Origin of the sequence: Myroides sp. N17-2 (genome assembly GCF_002286775.1) — a bacterium.
Classification (GTDB): Bacteria; Bacteroidota; Bacteroidia; order Flavobacteriales; family Flavobacteriaceae; genus Flavobacterium.
In genome coordinates this window covers 27,607-45,446 of sequence record NZ_NSGJ01000042.1, presented here as the reverse complement: position 1 = coordinate 45,446, position 17,840 = coordinate 27,607, and the positions used below count along the sequence as shown (strand labels likewise).

At 32.6% G+C, this 17,840-nt stretch carries 15 protein-coding genes; 9 read left to right on the top strand and 6 right to left on the bottom strand.

Annotated features, from left to right (window positions below; all coding sequences use genetic code 11):
• Positions 1–168: 168 nt before the first annotated feature.
• The 4 genes from CF599_RS15535 (at position 169) to CF599_RS15515 (ending at position 4,302) form a co-directional block, all read left to right on the top strand.
• The gene (locus CF599_RS15535) at positions 169–1,200 is read left to right on the top strand and encodes a S9 family peptidase (RefSeq protein WP_121966900.1); all 1,032 of its coding nucleotides are present in this window, start codon (positions 169–171) and stop codon (positions 1,198–1,200) included.
• Between the two features lie 92 nt (positions 1,201–1,292).
• The gene (locus CF599_RS15530; RefSeq protein ID WP_121966899.1) at positions 1,293–1,709 is read left to right on the top strand and encodes a hypothetical protein; all 417 of its coding nucleotides are present in this window, start codon (positions 1,293–1,295) and stop codon (positions 1,707–1,709) included.
• A gap of 198 nt (positions 1,710–1,907) precedes the next feature.
• Positions 1,908–2,087 (top strand): hypothetical protein, encoded by a 180-nt coding sequence (locus tag CF599_RS19950; RefSeq protein WP_254050333.1) that lies wholly within the window; start codon positions 1,908–1,910, stop codon positions 2,085–2,087.
• A gap of 439 nt (positions 2,088–2,526) precedes the next feature.
• The gene (locus CF599_RS15515) at positions 2,527–4,302 is read left to right on the top strand and encodes a DNA mismatch repair protein MutS (protein WP_121966898.1); all 1,776 of its coding nucleotides are present in this window, start codon (positions 2,527–2,529) and stop codon (positions 4,300–4,302) included.
• 722 nt (positions 4,303–5,024) lie between these two features.
• On the opposite strand, the gene CF599_RS15505 is transcribed toward CF599_RS15515, so the two are convergent.
• Together CF599_RS15505 and lpxK are read right to left on the bottom strand one after the other, a co-directional pair.
• On the bottom strand, positions 5,025–5,837 hold the full coding sequence (locus tag CF599_RS15505) for a purine-nucleoside phosphorylase (RefSeq protein WP_121966897.1): 813 nt from the start codon (positions 5,835–5,837) through the stop codon (positions 5,025–5,027).
• Positions 5,809–6,834, bottom strand: coding sequence for a tetraacyldisaccharide 4'-kinase (lpxK, locus tag CF599_RS15500; protein WP_121966896.1), 1,026 nt, complete (start codon positions 6,832–6,834; stop codon positions 5,809–5,811). Before lpxK ends, CF599_RS15505 begins: the two co-directional genes overlap by 29 nt.
• A 95-nt stretch (positions 6,835–6,929) precedes the next feature.
• Between lpxK and CF599_RS15495 the strand changes: the two genes are divergently transcribed.
• Genes CF599_RS15495 through rluF form a run of 4 tightly spaced genes read left to right on the top strand, consistent with a single transcriptional unit; the run spans position 6,930 to position 10,680 of the window.
• A complete protein-coding gene (locus tag CF599_RS15495) occupies positions 6,930–8,024 on the top strand; it encodes a Nif3-like dinuclear metal center hexameric protein (RefSeq protein ID WP_121966895.1) in 1,095 nt (364 codons plus the stop codon).
• Positions 8,025–8,026: 2 nt separating this feature from the next.
• Positions 8,027–8,806, top strand: coding sequence for a zinc ribbon domain-containing protein (locus CF599_RS15490; protein WP_121966902.1), 780 nt, complete (start codon positions 8,027–8,029; stop codon positions 8,804–8,806).
• Between the two features lie 40 nt (positions 8,807–8,846).
• On the top strand, positions 8,847–9,680 hold the full coding sequence (locus CF599_RS15485; RefSeq protein ID WP_121966894.1) for a S9 family peptidase: 834 nt from the start codon (positions 8,847–8,849) through the stop codon (positions 9,678–9,680).
• 46 nt (positions 9,681–9,726) lie between these two features.
• Positions 9,727–10,680 (top strand): 23S rRNA pseudouridine(2604) synthase RluF, encoded by a 954-nt coding sequence (gene rluF, locus CF599_RS15480; RefSeq protein ID WP_121966893.1) that lies wholly within the window; start codon positions 9,727–9,729, stop codon positions 10,678–10,680.
• A 73-nt stretch (positions 10,681–10,753) separates the two neighbouring features.
• On the opposite strand, the gene CF599_RS15475 is transcribed toward rluF, so the two are convergent.
• Both CF599_RS15475 and CF599_RS15470 read right to left on the bottom strand, forming a co-directional pair.
• Entirely contained in the window at positions 10,754–12,556 is a 1,803-nt protein-coding gene (locus tag CF599_RS15475; RefSeq protein ID WP_121966892.1) for a WG repeat-containing protein, read from the bottom strand.
• Positions 12,553–13,908 (bottom strand): hypothetical protein, encoded by a 1,356-nt coding sequence (locus CF599_RS15470; RefSeq protein ID WP_121966891.1) that lies wholly within the window; start codon positions 13,906–13,908, stop codon positions 12,553–12,555. Before CF599_RS15470 ends, CF599_RS15475 begins: the two co-directional genes overlap by 4 nt.
• 157 nt (positions 13,909–14,065) lie before the next feature.
• On the opposite strand from CF599_RS15470, the gene CF599_RS15465 reads away from it, so the two are divergent.
• On the top strand, positions 14,066–15,082 hold the full coding sequence (locus CF599_RS15465) for a PTS transporter subunit IIC (RefSeq protein ID WP_121966890.1): 1,017 nt from the start codon (positions 14,066–14,068) through the stop codon (positions 15,080–15,082).
• 1,017 nt (positions 15,083–16,099) lie between these two features.
• On the opposite strand, the gene CF599_RS19460 is transcribed toward CF599_RS15465, so the two are convergent.
• Positions 16,100–16,288, bottom strand: coding sequence for a hypothetical protein (locus CF599_RS19460; protein WP_143061427.1), 189 nt, complete (start codon positions 16,286–16,288; stop codon positions 16,100–16,102).
• A gap of 117 nt (positions 16,289–16,405) precedes the next feature.
• Entirely contained in the window at positions 16,406–17,806 is a 1,401-nt protein-coding gene (locus tag CF599_RS15460) for a phosphatase PAP2 family protein (RefSeq protein ID WP_074746847.1), read from the bottom strand.
• Between the last annotated feature and the right edge of the window lie 34 nt (positions 17,807–17,840).

The following is a 17,840-nucleotide window of genomic DNA, read 5'->3' as shown; positions in this document are numbered from 1 at the left end:
TCTTCGGATAACCTATTTACAGGTGTAAAGATCGGTTATCCGAGTTAAGAGGATGATTTAAAGCATATTATAGATATGAAAAGCTCCGATAAAAGTTTTTATCGGACACTGATGATACTAAATAATTAAGTTAAGTAGTTATATATAGAACACTTAACTTCCATAATTATGAAACACTTATTTTTATACAGCTTATTATTGATTAGTTCTTTGTGTATAGGGCAGAATGCTAAGACTGACTTAGAGACCTATGTTCCTAAAAAAGATAATTACTCTTTTACAACGATTAATTTTAATGTACCTGCGTTTGATAGAAAACAAAAAGTTGACAGTGTCTCTTTTGAAGGAAGTTTAATCATACCTAAAGCAGGTTTTGATAAAGTTGTAATTATTAAACCGGGAACAGGTTATAATACACGTAATACACATAGTTATTTAGCAGAGGCTTTGTTAGATCACAATGTAGCTGTGTTTAGATATGATGAAAGAGGTAAGGGAAATTCAGAAGGGGAAGGAGGTGGGGATATGTTATATACTTCTACGATGATGGGAGCCGAATTAGCTTCTGCCTTTAACATGTTAAAAAGACAAAGAATCTTACAAGATAAGAAGTTTGGAGTGATAGGACATAGTATGGGAGGGATTGCTATTATGGATGCTTATGCTCATTCTTTTAGTCCTGATTTTTTAGTGATATTATCATCTCCTGTTGTATCTGGGAGAGAGTTTTTTCTTTATCAATTAAGACAAGAGGGAAATGGTTTTCAAGATTACTTTGTCTATGATACTCAGATCGAAAAAGAAAAGGTGTATAATGAATTAGTAGATTTTTATATAGCCAATAAGGATAAGCAGAACTATTGGAAGTTGTATAAGAAAAAGGTGAGGGAGATAGGGTATACAGATAAGAAATCTAAAATAAGATTTAAGTTTCTAATAGGACGTGCAGAAAAAGACTTAGTATTAAAGGACAATCGGGATAAGTATCGAAAGTTAACTATACCGACGTTTTATATGATAGGAGATCAAGATGTTTTGGTAGATCCTGTAAGGAATGTTGAATTACTTACGAGTTTTCATAATAAGAATATAACAATAGAAGTGTTAGAGGAAGAGAATCATTTCTTTGCTGATGGAGAAAGCTACGATATACATCATGTACCTAAACAAAAAGTAGTGGATTGGGTGCTAAAGCAATAGTGATGTTAATTATCACTTAATGCCATTACATTTATATTTATTTTAAGATTAGAAAGAGTAAATTGTAGTCACAAAAAATCACTCTCTAAACTATGAATAAATTAAAATATATAGCTGTAGCACTGTGTGTTACGGTATTGTCTTTCGCACAAGTACCTCAAGATAAAACAACTGTAATTAAGGATACCTTGCCTACTTCTGTTCAGAAGATTTCTGAAAGTAATTTAGGTAATAAGTTGACATTACAGCAGTATGTTGAGGATATGTATATCAATACATGTAAACTATATAACAAAGGAGCTGTGCCTTTAGTAGAGGCTGGTGAATATGATGTGTTATTAATAGATAAAAAAGGAACAGCAGACGGAAGCACATTTGTAAAGTCAAAAGACTTAGCTTTACTGAAAATAGAAGATGTAAAGGAGATTAAGTATGAGAAATCTAAACAGACAGATGTGATGTATGGTAGTAGAGGTGGAGCATTCGGAATTATGGTGATAACAAAATAGAGATTATACGATTTATAAATCAAAGTAGAGCTGTAGCTAATAGTTAGTTACAGCTCTTTTTTTAATGAATATTTTGTGTATAACTGTGTTTATTGTTAAAAAGTAATTGTTTACTTTTGATTCTTGAAATAAAATTGAAGAGTTGTGATTAAAGAGGCATTTTCGTATAAAGGAAGTATTGGTAGAAAAGAATATATAATGAGTTTAGTTATTTATTTTGTTCTGTTAGTTTTGATTTTTAATGTGTTTGCGAGACTTAGTGGAACATTCTTTGGAATCGTCTTTCTTCTTGTGTTTGGAGTCTTACTTGCTTATGTTTTTGGAAAAGGTACTAGACGTTGTCATGACTTAGGTAAGAAGGGGGGGGGAACAGTTTAGTATTAGGACATGGTTATCAATGTTGTCAAGAGAAATAAAAGTAAATAAGACAGAAAAAGTTAAGGAGCCTGTCATAGAATAAATTAAGGTGTTGTATTAAAATATAGTCTTATCTAGTGTAACCAACTCCTCCTTAGTAGGTTGGTTTTTTGGATCTATAAATGCATGAAATGCAGGTGTGTCGTCACAATAGATGATGTCAAATGAGAAACGTTCTCTACCATACAGTCCTCTATGGATAGTATTGGTAGAGAAGATAAATAGATCTCCTCTATTAAGTGAGAATAACTGTCCTTGGCCTATAGTATCACTTGATCTAATTAACTTTTACTAAATTATCTACTGCATATTTTGGGTTAATTAAGGCGGTCGAATATTTTTTAATAGCGTATATTTGTTGGAATCACCTATTGAGAACATTCAAGCCAATTAACATCCAATGGAAATTTATAAGAAAAGACAATTATTATTTAATACTAAATACAATGCTATTAGAGGCAAGTATAAACTAGTAGGAGCTATTCGTTTATTAGTGTTCTTTGCGGTCATATACTTCTTTTATTTAGCGCTATCTCATGCAGATACTTTCTATTTATATATTACAGGAGGCGCTATCGTTTTATTTTTAGCTTTATTAAAGATACATGCTAGCTACTCATGGAAGATGCGCTATGTACAGGCGCTTAAAAATATTAATACAGATGAGCTAAACTTCATAGAGAAAGATGAGAGATCATTTGAAGACGGTAGTGAGTTTAAGACTACAGAACATCCGTATGCTTTTGATCTTGATATATTTGGGTACAAATCTCTTTATCAGTATCTAAATAGAACAGCGACCTTTATCGGTAAGCAGAAGTTAGCCGATATGCTAAAAGGGAAGTTAAGTGCTAAGGAAATATTAGAGAACCAAGAGGCAGTCAAAGAGCTTTCTCAAAAAATAGAATGGAGACAGGAAATATACGCGTATAGCAAATTATCTAATCTAGATGAGAAGTCTTATCTAAGGTTAAAAAAATGGAGTGAGACAGAGGTGTTATCTATAAGCAAACTTGCTAAAGCACTGAGTTATATATTGCCAGTGACTTTAGGAGTGTCTATAGTGTTATATTATCTGCTAAATATACCTGCTCTAGGGTATGCGATATCGAGTTTATTCTCTATGAACTTGATTATTGCTTTATCTAATATTAGACATATACAGAAGGAGCTAGGTGGTGCTGATAAAGTACATGAAACGATAGAAAGCTGTAGTGCAATAATTAAACGTATCGAAAGAGAGAACTTCGCTACTGAGAAAATGAAGACGTATATCAGTGAACTGAATAAAGATTCGTTTCAGGCTAGTAAAGAGTTAAGGGTGCTATCTCGATTATTTGAGCAGATGGAGACTATAGCTAATATCTTTGTGATGGTGGTGTTTAATGGTTTTATGCAGTATCACGTACATGTGCTGTATCGTTTCTTAGATTGGAAAAGAGAGAAAGGACACTTAGTACCTAAGGCTATTGAGATCATAGGGGAAGTAGAGGCATTAAACTCACTATCGAACTTATCTTATAACAATAGACATTATACCTTCCCTGTTATTAATGAAGAGGGTAAGATGAGTTTTAAAGACTTAGGCCATCCACTTCTTAATGAGAAGAAGAGAGTGTGTAATGATATCGAATTTAGCAATCAGCGTTTTGTGATTCTTACAGGATCTAATATGTCAGGTAAGAGTACGTTCTTGCGTACTATAGGAGTAAATCTAGTATTAGCAGGTATCGGAGCGCCTATCTGTGCTAGTAAAGCAAGTTTCTTTCCACTACCACTTTTTGTATCTATGCGATTAACAGATTCACTAGATGACAGTGAGTCATACTTCTATGCAGAGGTGAAAAGGCTAAAGATGATTATAGTACAGGTGAGAGAGGAATCATGTTTTGTATTATTAGACGAGATTCTGAGAGGAACTAATTCTGACGATAAACAGAGTGGAACGATAGGAGTAATCCATAAATTAATAAGAGAGAAAACCTATGGTGTTATCGCTACACATGATTTAGAAGTGTGTGAGACGACAAATAAGTTTCCTGATATATTGGTTAATAAATGCTTCGAAGTAGAGATCAAAGAAGATGATTTGTATTTTGATTACAAGATTAGAGATGGGGTATGTCAGAATAAGAATGCCACTTTCATTATGAAAAAAATGGAGATTATAGATTAATTAAACCCATAATACGCAATAGACATATAAACGAAAAGTAATTATACAAAATGGGTCTGAATTAGCGATTAAAGTATACTATAGTATGGTTTTAGAGCTAATGAAAGAGCTATAAAGTAGAATTGCTTTGTAGTATTTGGCTAATGCGGAATGTGGGTTAAAATATTTAAAAGATAAGAGGGAGTCATGTATATGGCTCTTTTTTTTGGCTTAAAATGTAAGCTCTTGTACAGTAATAATTAGGATTATAATACCTAACTGTACAGAAGATTTAGACTGTAACATCAGGAAAGATAGTGTTGTACTTCATTTATAAAAGGACGTTTTTGTTGTAAGTTATTAAATATTAGTTCTTTGTGTTTGTTTTGACTCTCTGTTTTTGGTAGCCCTGATAGGGGTTTTTGAAAGTGGTCGCATAATGGTCGCATAGTGATCGCGTAATGGTCACATAGTTAAGGCCATTTTTGATGCGACCACTATGCTATCATTGTTCCATCATTATCCTATCATAGCTATCTGCTTTTCTGCAGAGTAGATTATAGTCAGCTAGTATTTTATAACGCTATGATATGTGCTAGCGTGATATTATAAAAAACAAAGCCTATCTAAGTGGGAATAGTAATCTATAATGGATGTTACTATACTAGCTTAGACAGGCTCAAAAAAAAAGAGATACTTCAATGAAGAAGTATCTCTAAAAATTACATTATAAGAAAAACTAATTACATAGTCTTAATTAACTCATTGATTAGCTCACGAGCAACAGGTTCTGCGGCTCCTACAGCTTTAAGAACATCCTCATGGTGAGCTTCTACGATACCTTCTTCGTTCCCCATATCAGAGATAACAGAGATACCGAATACTTTCATCTCCATGTGGCGTGCCACGATTACCTCAGGTACAGTAGACATACCTACACAGTCAGCACCTACGATACGCACCATCTTATATTCAGCTAGTGTTTCGAAAGTAGGACCTTGTAGACCGTAATATACTCCGTGTTTAATATCGAAGTTTTTAGCCTTAGCTATTTCTTGTGCTTTCTTAACTAATGTTCCTGTATATGCATCATTCATATTAACGAAACGAGGACCGAAGCGCTCGTCATTATGACCTCTTAGTGGGTGGTCAGGGAATGCGTTGATATGATCTGTGATAATCATGATATCACCAACTTTAAAAGAAGGGTTAACTCCTCCTGAAGCATTAGATACGATAAGTGTTTCTACTCCCATGTATTTCATCACGCGGATAGGAAATACAGTTTTAGCCATCTCATATCCTTCATAGTAATGGAAACGTCCTTGCATAGCAACAACTTTCTTATTACCAATAGTACCGAAGATTAAAGCACCTTTGTGCCCCTTAACAGTAGATACTGGGAAGTTAGGAATGTCTGAATAAGGAATTTCATGCTCTATTTTAATATCAGCAGTTAGGTTTCCTAAACCTGAACCTAAAACAATACCTATTTCAGGTTTGAATTGTGTCTTGTCAATTAAATACTTAACCGTTTCTTGAACTTGATCCCACATAGTTTAAAATTGTTTTGTCAAACTCCTCATGATTGTTTAAAAAGGAGGTTTGAATTGGTAAATAATATAATTTGTCTGATGGGATTAATCCGTTTAATCGAACATAATCTTTCTCAGTGGTAATAATCTTATTCTCTTTTGCTTTGCTCAAAATTAGTTCAATATCAGCAGGCGAAAAATGATGATGGTCAGGAAATGTTAAACAAATCGTTTTTTCGCATTTTAAATGGTCAAAAAAACTCTGTGGTTTAGCTATACCCGCAACCATTAAAAACTCTTCATTTCTCAACTGTTCCACTGTTATTGAATCAGACTTTGAATATGCAAGTTTACTGAATTCAATATACGTAAAAAAAGACAATTGTCCCGGTTTTAGTTTTAATTTTTTAACAATTAAATTCTGATTATCAATAGATAAGCTAGAAGGACATTTAGTGACTACGATTATGTCAGCTCTGCTCGCCCCTTTGCGAGACTCTCTAAGGTTACCTGTTGGCAGCATATAGTCATTATAATAAGGCTCATCATATGTTGTTAATAATATATTGAATCCGCCTTTTACGGCTAAGTGTTGATAAGCATCGTCAAGAACGATAGCTTGGGTATCGCTTTTTAGTTTAAGTATATTCTCTATACCATTTACTCTCTTAGCATCAACAGCTACACTAATATTATCAAATTTGTGATGATATTGGAATGGTTCGTCGCCGATCTGTTCCATTGTCGTATTTTCATCAGCCAAGAAGAAGCCTTCACTTTTGCGTTTATATCCTCTGCTTAATGTTGCGATTTGATATTGATCTTTTAGTAATCGGATGATGTATTCTACCATTGGTGTTTTGCCTGTACCACCGACACTTAAATTTCCAACGACAATAGTTGGTGTAGAGAAAGATGTGCGCTTAAATACATTTATAAAATAAAGGTAGTTGCGCAGTGTAGTAATGCCCCCATATAGGATGGCAAAAGGGAAAAGTAATTTTCGCAGTAATTCCATAAGACGAAATTACTATATTTTTTATCTTTGAGAAAATTATATCTCATATCTGTAAAAAGCATTTAAGAGATAGACTCGTTATAAAAATAGAAGAAATGAGATTAAGAGAGGTTATTCCAATATTAGAAGAGATGACACCGCTGTCTTACGCAGAGGGGTTTGATAATGTAGGCTTATTAGTCGGTGACTATGAGCTAGAGGTGACAGGTATATTAGTGTGTCACGATGCTTTAGAAACTGTTATTGAGGAGGCTATTGAGAAGAAGTGTAATATGGTAGTATGTTTTCATCCTATTATATTCTCTGGAATGAAGAAAATAACGGGTAAGAATTATGTAGAACGTACTGTAATTAAGGCAATAAAGAATGATATCGCTATTTATGCGATTCATACAGCTTTAGATAATCATCAGGATGGGGTGAATAAAATATTCTGTGACACATTAGGGATAGGTAATACAAGTATATTAATTCCAAAGGAGAGTTATATTCAGAAGTTGGTTACTTATGCACCTCGAGAGAATGCAGAAGAGGTTAGACAAGGACTGTTTAATGCAGGAGCAGGGGCAATCGGTAACTATGATTTGTGTAGTTTCACTTCTGAAGGGAGCGGGAGTTTTAGAGGAAATGAGAAGAGTACACCTGTTATAGGGCAAGCATTGAATTATGAAGAGGTAGAAGAAGTGAAAGTAGAAGTGGTCTTTGAGAAACACTTGCAAGGTAAGATCTTAAAGGCATTATTTGCTTTAAATTATTATGAAGAGAAAGCTTACGAAATATATAATCTAGAGAATAAACTTCAGAATGTAGGAATGGGAATGATCGGTGACTTAGCAGAAGAGATGGATGAGGTAGCATTTTTACAAATGGTCAAAGAGAAGACAGGTACAGGTGGTATTAGACATAGTGCCTTGTTAGGTAAGAAGATAAAAAGAGTAGCTGTATTAGGAGGATCTGGTAGTTTTGCTATAAACAACGCATTGTCACAAAAGGCAGATGCTTATATTACATCAGATTTGAAATATCATGACTTTTATCAAGCTGAAAGCCAAATAGTTTTAGCTGATATTGGTCATTTTGAAAGTGAAAGGTATACAAAAAATTATATAACTGAGTTTCTTTCAAAAAAAATAACTACTTTTGCGGTTATTTTATCAACAGTAAATACGAATCCAGTTAACTACTTATAATGATGACAAAGAAAAAAGAATTAACAGTAGAAGAGAAGTTAAGAGCACTTTATGATCTGCAATTGATTGACTCAAGAATTGACGAAATCAGAAATATGAGAGGGGAACTTCCTCTTGAGGTTGAAGATCTACAAGATGAGGTTGCTGGACTAAACAAGCGTTTAGAGAAATCAAACATAGACTTAGGTAATATTGAAACGAGCATCAAGGATAAAAAAGCTGCTATCGAGGAGTTTAAAGCTGCTATCGTAAAATATACTGAGCAACAAAATGAGGTAAAGAACAATAGAGAGTTCAATTCATTAGAAAAAGAAATCGAATTCCAAAAGTTAGAAATTGAACTTGCTGAGAAACACATCAAAGAGATGAAAGTTAGCATTGAGTTCAAAAAGACTTCTATTGTTGAGACAGAAACAAAGTTAAATGCTAGAAGAGAGCACTTAGGACATAAAGAAGCTGAATTAAACAGTATTATGTCTGAAACTGAACGTGAAGAGAAAGTATTGTTAGAGAAGTCAGAAGAATATAAACAAGATATCGAAGATCGTTTATTAGTAGCTTATACTAGAATCAGAAATGGTGTACGTAATGGATTAGCAGTTGTATCTATCGAGCGTGGAGCTTCTGGAGGTTCATACTTCACTATTCCACCACAAACTCAAGTAGAGATTGCAGCTCGTAAGAAAATTATTACGGATGAGCACAGTGGACGTATCTTAGTTGATAGCGCATTAGCTGAAGAAGAAAGAGAAAAAATTGATGCTATTATAGCAAAATTATAATATCGAAAGGCCTCTTATTTAAGAGGCTTTTTTTATTTGTATGATAAAGAGTATAGGATTATTAGTCAATGTGATTTCCTTGTTTTCGATGCAGAAGGCAAGAGCCATTGCTTATAAATTATTCTCGACACCTCGTACTGGTAAACTTAAAACAAGTAAGACACCTGCTTTTTTAGCACAATCTAATCGGTCTAGTTTTGTTTTTAATGGTTTGACTATACAATGTTATCAGTGGAACACAGATCGCAGAGAATTGCCTCTAGTGATGTTGTTTCATGGATGGGAGAGTAATGCTAGCCGTTGGGAACAGATGATTACTTATTTTGGTACTGAGTTTCGATATGTTTGTATTGATTCAATGGGACTGGGGTTAAGTGATGGAAGTAATCTTAGTGTGATTGATTATTCACGACTTATGGATGTCTGTTTAACCAAGTATCAACCTGATTACGTTGTCTCGCATTCTTTAGGGTCATTTGCACTGTTGCATCAATTGAGTGTAGGTCAATATCCTTTTGTAAGAAAGGCAGCATTAACGGGATGTTTAGATAAGTTTCAGAGTGTTATAGATAATTATAATAATCTACTAGGATATAGAGCATCATTAAGAGATAGTTTATTAGCTTACCTAGAATCTTTGATAGCTATGAAGATGGATCAGTATGCTAGCCAACATTTTATAAAAGAGGTTTCGACTGATTTATTGCTGATACATGATAGAGATGATGTAGTAGTAGCTTTAAAGGAGTGTACAGAGTTCCATAAAGAAGCTATTAATAGAGGAATAGAGGTGTTTTATACACAAGAGTTAGGGCATTCGGTACAAGATCCTATTGTATTCGAGAAAGTCTTAACATATTTTAAAAAGAAGTAATCGTAAACCATTGTTTTATAGCTGAGAAAATAGCTAATTTTGTAGCATGGAAAAAACACAAACACGTTTAAATAAATATTTGTCCGAAGTAGGATACTGTTCTCGTAGAGAAGCAGATAAATTGATTGATAAGGGAAGAGTGACTGTTAATGGTGTTGTGCCAGAGATGGGAACTAAAGTGACGGAGGATGATGAAATATGTGTTAACGGTCAGTTGATTGTTAATAAACAAGAGGAGAATATTTATTTAGCTTTCTATAAACCTGTAGGGATAGAGTGTACAACGAATACTACTGTACGTGATAATATCGTTGATTACATTAATTATCCTACGCGTATTTTTCCAATAGGAAGGTTAGATAAAGATAGTGAAGGATTAATTCTGATGACTAATGATGGTGATATTGTAAATAAAATATTACGTCAAAAGAATAATCACGAGAAAGAATATATAGTAACAGTTAATAAACCTCTTACAGATCGTTTTATTCAACGAATGGGAGCAGGAGTTCCTATCCTAGATACAGTAACTAAGAAGTGTCGTGTAGAAGCTATTAGTAAGACGGTATTCAGAATATTCTTAACCCAAGGGTTAAATAGACAGATTCGTCGTATGTGTGAGTATTTTGATTATGATGTAGTCGCTCTAAAGCGTATCCGTATTATCAATATTTCTTTAGATGTACCTGTAGGAACATATAGAAATTTAAAGCAGGAAGAGCTAGATGAGCTTAATCGTTTAATCGAACCTTCTGTAATGACTGAAGAGGCTAGCTTAAATAGAAATGAAGAAAGTCAGCAGAGTATTCGCCGCCGTATGACTACAGGGAAGGATTCAGGTAGGAGAGATAATAATGGTAAATACTTAGGTAGGCGAGATGCGAATAACGGTAATGATAGACGTCCTAAACGCAACTTCGATAGGGAGAAAAATGAGAGTACCAATAAACCTAAAGAGGTAAAGAACGAAAGATTAAGAAATAGAAGAAGAGAGGAGTAACCTTTTCTCTTTAAGAGATAAAAGCCATACAGAGATGTATGGCTTTTTTTGTAGGTTTAGAACTTATTCTTTGTTAATTATCAATTTCTTTATCTCCCTTATAGTTATAGGTACTATCACTTAAGTTTATCATTCTCTTTCCAAAATTACTTGATGATGAATAGTTTCCATCTATAAACTTAGACTTCTTTTCATTCTTCAAGTTAATTAACCCTAGAGCATCATCTAAATATACCAAAGCTATTCCATAAGAGAAAGTTCCCTTAACACCACTATAAATAAAAGGAATGACCGTTTTATTATTTACATCTACAAACCCCCATTTGTCTTTCTGTTTTACAGCAAATAGTAAATCCGTAGGTAATAAGTCTGTCATAGAAGAAAAACTTTTCACTTCATCATACTGAATAGGAACAACAATCTGGCCTTCTGTATTCATAAAGCCATACTTTTCATCTTTCATTACGACAAAATACCCTTTATCAGCAGTTCTTACCTTATCTACATTGTTGATTTTTACAGGTGTAAGACTCTTGTTGTTTAAAAGATAATAAGAATTATTAGACGCTATCAGTGCATACTTAAAATCTTTATCTTCCTCATAACTATCTACATTCATTATCTTCTTATTTGTGGGATCAACTAATTCTTGAGGCGATTCATCATCTTCTTGTATTACCACAAAGTTATTTAAGATATTATTTACTTTGTAGTAACTAAGAGGCTGCATTTCAAGTTTATCATTTAAATAAAAATATTGTAGATCAGTTTCAAAGTAATAATCATTTATAAAAAAATACTTGCTCGAAAACTCTTTTACTAGTTTTAAATCTTGGTTGTAAATTAATGTTTTACCGCCCTTAGAACCAATGTAACGAGATTTTGGTTCTCGATTAGTTAGAGTCTTAGTTATACTTCTTTCATAAGTTTCGTTATTATTATAAATAACAAGTTTATCTACAGGTTTACCAAATTCATGATAGTGATAACTAACTCCTTCTGATTTATTAAATTCAGTTGATAATTGCGCTTCTAAATCGCTTAACTTAGCTCCTACGACACTTTTGAATTGAGAATGTTCCATCTCTATATTAGCATTAGCATATGCGATGATATCATCGATTTTCTTGACTGAATTTTTTATAAAAAGGTTAAACTCTTTTGGGTGCATGCCAGATCGTTGAGAGCTATAACTACTAACACGTCTTTTATCTTTTAAGATAGCTTGAATCTCATCTAGCTTCAGTTCGTCTGATGATGTTTTAAATAGTATTCCTTTATCCGATACTTCTATTACTTCAATATCTACCCCATGATATGTCACTTTTTGATTAACCTTAGCAGGAAGAACTAAACTATCGATTTTTTTAACTGTCGAAAAAGCAATTTCAATATCTATTTTATCCACTGCTTTAGTAAGTTCTAGGTCAGGTGTAAAGTGAGTATTAATATTTGTTTTTGTTTCTATATTTTGTGTTGTTCCGTCATGATAGTACACCTTTTTTAGATAGACAGGAGCTTTAATATCGTCTAGTGATCGATAGATAGAAGGATCTTGAACAAGTTTTATACTAATAAAATCATCTTTCATCAAATCTGTAAATTGAATATTAGCCTGGGTTACTTGATCAATGTTTACATCATAATCGTGTTGATTAAAAGCTACTTTTAAAGGAGCTACTTCAGAAGGCGTTCTAGGTTCATCACTATTTTTACTAAAGAAACTAACAAATCTCTCAAGTTTTTTTAAATCATCTGCAAGTAAATCAATATACTCTTGATTTGTAGTGGTGTTATTATATTTTTCTAAGTCAACTTGTGCTAGAGTTACTTGACTGATTAAAAGAAATATAAGTGTACTCAGATATGTTCTCATCGGATGATTTTTAATTCGTTTGTATTATTATCTATGTAAAATAGGAAAGATATATTCTTTATATAATCTAATCCTACTGCTTTTAGATAAGAAGTTTTATCTATTGCTTCTAGATATGCTAATTGTCCATTATTACTAATATGAAGTTTGGTTTGCTGTGCTGTTACTATTTTGAAAGAATTTTCGAGCATAAATTCTAAATAAGCATATTCTTTATAAGATTTCAGTTCAGTACTATTATAGTTATAAGTGTACTTCTCTAGATAAGAATTATATAATAGTTGTGTAATCTGATTGATATTTTTACTCAAGATTAAAGCTGCGTAATCTGCATAGAATTGTTTTATTCGTTCTTCTAACTTCTTTTCTTTGCGCAAATCTTTACCATTAGACCATCCTGTTAGTTTATAATCTACTGTAGCTTTTAGTTGATGATTAAATCGAATGTCTTTCTTCGTATAATCATTTGTCCCTGTGTAGCTGGAGTATTGTGTTTCACCATTATTTACAATTGTATCTGTTACGTAAGCTTTATTATCAAATAAGTCAACTTTTTTTATAATATCTCCCTTAGCATTTATGTATTCAATAAACATTTTAGCATAAGAGTCTTTGGGGATCTTAGTCATAACATTACCATTATCATCTATACCGGGTGTAAGGATAAAAGACAAATCAATAGGCATCTCTGAATTTAGGATATATTTATTAAGAGTAACCGTTTCATAATGTGAATACTTATCTTCGTCTTTTTTAGATAATATAGGAATGCCATCAGCAAAAATAGTTGGGACAACATTATAACATTCGACTTGTAATTGACAGCTAATACCATTTGCATTCGACTTTAATTCATCTGACAAATTAGCAAGAGGATTATCAACAACCTTGGTAAATCTAACTTTTAGTTCACCTTTAGTATTTTCCTCTATTTCTTTGCCTTCTTTAACTTTGGCTGTAAAAACAATACTAAAACCTCGTGTAACAACCTTATAAATACGTTCGTAATAGTCTTCTTTAACTATTAGGTTATTAGGATATGTTTTTTCTAAATAAGCAGCTAATTGCGTTGCAGTATTTTTAACAGAACTATCAATAGAACACATAAAGTAATCTTCATAAAAATATACTTCCTTTACAGGGACATTATTCCACAGCCCTTTGTCATTAGATTTGAAGTATTCATTATTATAGTCAAATGAATTAGCTTTATACAGTTTTTCATAACTTTCTAATGTAATAAGCTTATCTAACACAGTAGGCGACTGAGCCATTATATAAGAAGGAAGTAATAGGATAAGTATTAAAGCTATTGACTTAATGGATTTAATACAAGTGTGATAGGTGTTCATTTATTGAAATTGTTAATGAAGATACTAATTTACCGAATTATATTAACATTTAAAAGTAGTTCATTACTTCTATAATTATTGATAATTTTACCTCAGTTTAATCAGCGTGTGATTTTACAATATAATAAGTCTATTTTCTTTTATAATCCCCAAAACAATGAAACAGTTTCTACAAAAAAAAGACATACAAATTTCGAGTAAGCGCTACTTTATTGATGCTATGGGAGCAATGGCCTACGGATTATTTGCAACTTTACTAGTAGGAACTATTCTAAAGACAATAGGAGAGGAGTTTAATATTTCATTCTTAAAAGAAGTAGTTTGGCCTTTTGCTAATCAAGCTACAGGTCCAGTAATAGCACTTGCTATTGCATATAGTTTAAGAGCTCCACAATTAGTGTTGTTTTCTTCTGCTGTTGTAGGAGTAGCAGCTTATCAATTAGGTGGCCCATTAGGTGTATTTATTGCAACTATTATAGCAGTAGAAATAGGAAAGGCAGTAGCAGGTGAAACAAGAATAGACATAGTGATTACACCCGTAGTTACTGTGTTAGTAGGAGTAGCTTTAGCACAATTGATAGGGCCTAGTGTAAATCAGCTTATGCAGTGGATCGGGCAAGTTATAATCCTTTCTACTGAATCTAATCCCTTAGTTATGGGAATTGTTATTGCTGTAGTAGTAGGGATGGTTTTGACATTACCTATTTCATCAGCAGCTTTGTGTCTGATGTTGCAATTGGATGGATTAGCGGCAGGAGCTGCGACAATAGGTTGTTGTGCCCAAATGATTGGTTTTGCGACAATCAGTTATAAAGACAATGGTATAAAAGGAGTACTAGCTCAAGGTATCGGTACAAGTATGTTACAAGTACCCAACATTTATAAGAATTGGAAGATATGGATCCCACCTACATTAACGGCTGCTATACTTGGGCCAATAGCAATTTTGTTCTTTGATATGCAAAATACTGCCTTAGAGTCAGGAATGGGAAGCTGTGGATTAGTTGGTCAAATAGGAACTTTTAATGCGATGAAGGCATCGTATTCAACGGCCTATATTCTATTAGCTATTATAGGCTTACAAATTATATTACCTATGGTTTTATCTTATATAATTTATTTTGTAATGAAAAAGAAAGATTGGATAAAAGACGGTGATATGAAGTTATTCTAAGCCAATCTGTTTAAGAGGTAGGATTAGGACCTATGACCTACTGTTTCTAAAAATAACTTTATACAACCTCTTCAACACTTGTTCAACATTACGACAATATTGTTCTGCTATAAAACCTTTCTACTGAAGAATTTTTGACCCAATCTTGATGAGCTCTTGTCTCAAATACTTCCGTAGATGTATAGAGGGGTTAGGGATAAGAAGTTTTTTCTCTTTAGATTAACTAGCCTTTTTTGCTTAGTCCCCAACTTTTGACTATGATCCCTTGTTTTAGATATAGTGACTGGGACGTTGGTATAAATAAAAAAAGGAATTACTTAAAAAGTGATTCCTTTCGTCGGGGTGGCAGGATTCGAACCGCTCCTCGTAAATATCTTTAAATCAATCAATTGTCTTGTTTGTAAAAAACCAACTCACCTAATAGCTCACCTTAGCAAATTAGGTTAAAATCAAATATAATGATTTTAAATGTATTAAAAAAGTACTAAAAAGTTAAATAATAACCTGTTTTTTTGATTGATGGAAGCGAATATTTTAGTAAAAATATTAGTTTTAGCTTTTGTTTATTTTTATTTTGTTTTTCAGTGTTTTGTTGTGTTTATTTTATATTATTAGTTAACTAATGTAATTTGATGTATTTTGTTATGAAATGACATACTTGTTATGGTATTATTGTGTTGTCGGGGTGTATATTTAGTTTCATTTTGAGTAAAAGTAGGGAGCGTTTTAAAGAGAAACAGTGGTAATTCTATTAGTTCATATTTACAGATAAGTCCATTTTTATGACAGATGTTAACCTGCTTATATTATTTCAAAACTATTGTATACATGATTTTTAATACAAGTGTGTCAAATTACTGTTTATTAATTGTTTAAGAAAAAAATTAAGTAATAACTAAAATAGTTTTGCTATGATTTTACAAAGTTTGCAGTGATATCTATTGTATAATAAAAAAGCTACCTAGACAAGGTAGCTCTTTTATATTATCATTTTTATGAGGATTTTTAATTACAATTTTATAAAAAATAAAGTAAAGCTCCTGTAATTCCTATTCCTATTCCAAAGAATAAGACAAAATTTCTAAAGCAACCTCTTCTATGATGATTGCTTGATCCTGAATTGTTTCCCCATGCTTGTCCATGATGATTACCTGATCCAGGATTGTTTCCCCAAACCGGTCTGTGATTACTACCATGATGTCCCATATTTATAAAAATTAATGTTGTGTTTAAAATTAAATAAAGCTCCGTGAATAATCTATCATAATTGATGTAACTACTTTATATTGGATTTAGTAGTCTTTAAAAAAAGTCCTTTTATTATTAGAAATAAGCTGTAAGTCTTAATCCTGATGCTACATAGTGCAAATCTGCCTTATTAGAATTAGGTTTGTTAGAATCTAAATTTAATAGAGGGTTTTCAGGAGTATAAATTATTGTTGGTTTTGTACTAGAATAGTCAACATATAATGTTAGACCTAATTGATCTGTTAAGTTGTAAGTTAATGAGCTACCTGCTGACCATCTAAAAGAGCTATGAGGTTTGTATGAAGCAACAGTCATATTATCTTTTATAGTATCAGGTAAAAATATAGTACTGTCGTTTTGTTTTGCTTCAATTTTTCCCGTTGCACCAAAAGCATACCCTGCTGTAGTTTTTAACATTAAATTGAAGCTGTCACTAAAATGAAAAGCATAATAGGGACCTATTCCAAAATTCATAAAACCTAAAGCAGAACTTGTATAAGATAAATTATAATCTTTAAATACTTCTGGGTTTTCTAAACCATTTACATTATTCTGAGAGAGGGGGTAACCTGATATTGTAAAATCTCCTCCTATTCCTATTGATTTATTAAAGAAGTAAGCTCCTTCAAAACCAGCTTCCCAGCCAACTTTCGCATCTGGCCCATCTTTGTGTAATTCTAATAAGTTATTACTGTTAAAGCTTGCTCCTAATTTTACTGCTAAAAAAGATGGGTTTTCATTACCTTCAAACTTGGACAATAGGCTCAAGTTATCACCTTGGTTTCCATAGATTTTATCAATAAAAAAATAAGCTAGATTGGTTGATAGGATACCGAATCCGGCACCTGCTAAAATATCTGAAGACCAGTGTCTATTATTTATACTACGCCCCACACCCGTCATAATAGCCATTCCATACCCAGTTATAGAATAAGCAGGGTTAACTAAACCATATTCTTTATCTAAAAAAGCGGCATTAGAAAAAGCTGTTGCGGCATGACCAGAAGGCCATGAATTGGCTGTACTACCATCAGGTCTCATTACCTTAGTTGTATATTTTAAGCTATTAACAAAAAGCCCTGTAATCAACATACTACCTGCGTAGTTATAAATACTACGTCTCATATTATTTCTTCCTTTTACTCCTGCAGCTTTTAGACCAAAAGCTAATGCCCCTGGCCCATATTGCAAATAATCATCAAAAGTATTTTTGAACTCAGGAATATATTTATTCCTTGTTTCAAGAATATGTTCTCTTCCGTTCCAAGTTACAGCTGTAGCTCCAAAGAAAACAGTAGGTACAAAAGTTATTTTGACTGCATCTTTTTGCCAAAAGTTTTTTGGTATTAATGTATCGGAAGAAATGATCTGAAATGAATAATCTTCTGTATTTTTAAAGTTAAGTGTGTTTGAATTTGCGCTTAAGTTTAGTGCATTAAATAGAACAAATAATACAAATAAGAATTTTAGTTTCATGTTGATGGAATCATTAGTTAAACGTATTCTACTT

Bases quoted from the DNA above. Each gene is read 5' to 3' on its own strand.
- CF599_RS15490 (WP_121966902.1), top strand. From the start codon at position 8,027: ATGACAAAGAAAAAAGAATTAACAGTAGAAGAGAAGTTAAGAGCACTT.
- lpxK (WP_121966896.1), bottom strand. From the start codon at position 6,834: ATGGAATTACTGCGAAAATTACTTTTCCCTTTTGCCATCCTATATGGG.
- CF599_RS15470 (WP_121966891.1), bottom strand. From the start codon at position 13,908: ATGAACACCTATCACACTTGTATTAAATCCATTAAGTCAATAGCTTTA.
- CF599_RS15475 (WP_121966892.1), bottom strand. From the start codon at position 12,556: ATGAGAACATATCTGAGTACACTTATATTTCTTTTAATCAGTCAAGTA.
- CF599_RS15485 (WP_121966894.1), top strand. From the start codon at position 8,847: ATGATAAAGAGTATAGGATTATTAGTCAATGTGATTTCCTTGTTTTCG.
- CF599_RS15515 (WP_121966898.1), top strand. From the start codon at position 2,527: ATGGAAATTTATAAGAAAAGACAATTATTATTTAATACTAAATACAAT.
- CF599_RS15535 (WP_121966900.1), top strand. From the start codon at position 169: ATGAAACACTTATTTTTATACAGCTTATTATTGATTAGTTCTTTGTGT.
- CF599_RS15460 (WP_074746847.1), bottom strand. From the start codon at position 17,806: ATGAAACTAAAATTCTTATTTGTATTATTTGTTCTATTTAATGCACTA.
- CF599_RS15530 (WP_121966899.1), top strand. From the start codon at position 1,293: ATGAATAAATTAAAATATATAGCTGTAGCACTGTGTGTTACGGTATTG.
- CF599_RS15465 (WP_121966890.1), top strand. From the start codon at position 14,066: ATGAAACAGTTTCTACAAAAAAAAGACATACAAATTTCGAGTAAGCGC.
- CF599_RS19950 (WP_254050333.1), top strand. From the start codon at position 1,908: ATGAGTTTAGTTATTTATTTTGTTCTGTTAGTTTTGATTTTTAATGTG.
- CF599_RS15505 (WP_121966897.1), bottom strand. From the start codon at position 5,837: ATGTGGGATCAAGTTCAAGAAACGGTTAAGTATTTAATTGACAAGACA.
- rluF (WP_121966893.1), top strand. From the start codon at position 9,727: ATGGAAAAAACACAAACACGTTTAAATAAATATTTGTCCGAAGTAGGA.
- CF599_RS15495 (WP_121966895.1), top strand. From the start codon at position 6,930: ATGAGATTAAGAGAGGTTATTCCAATATTAGAAGAGATGACACCGCTG.
- CF599_RS19460 (WP_143061427.1), bottom strand. From the start codon at position 16,288: ATGGGACATCATGGTAGTAATCACAGACCGGTTTGGGGAAACAATCCT.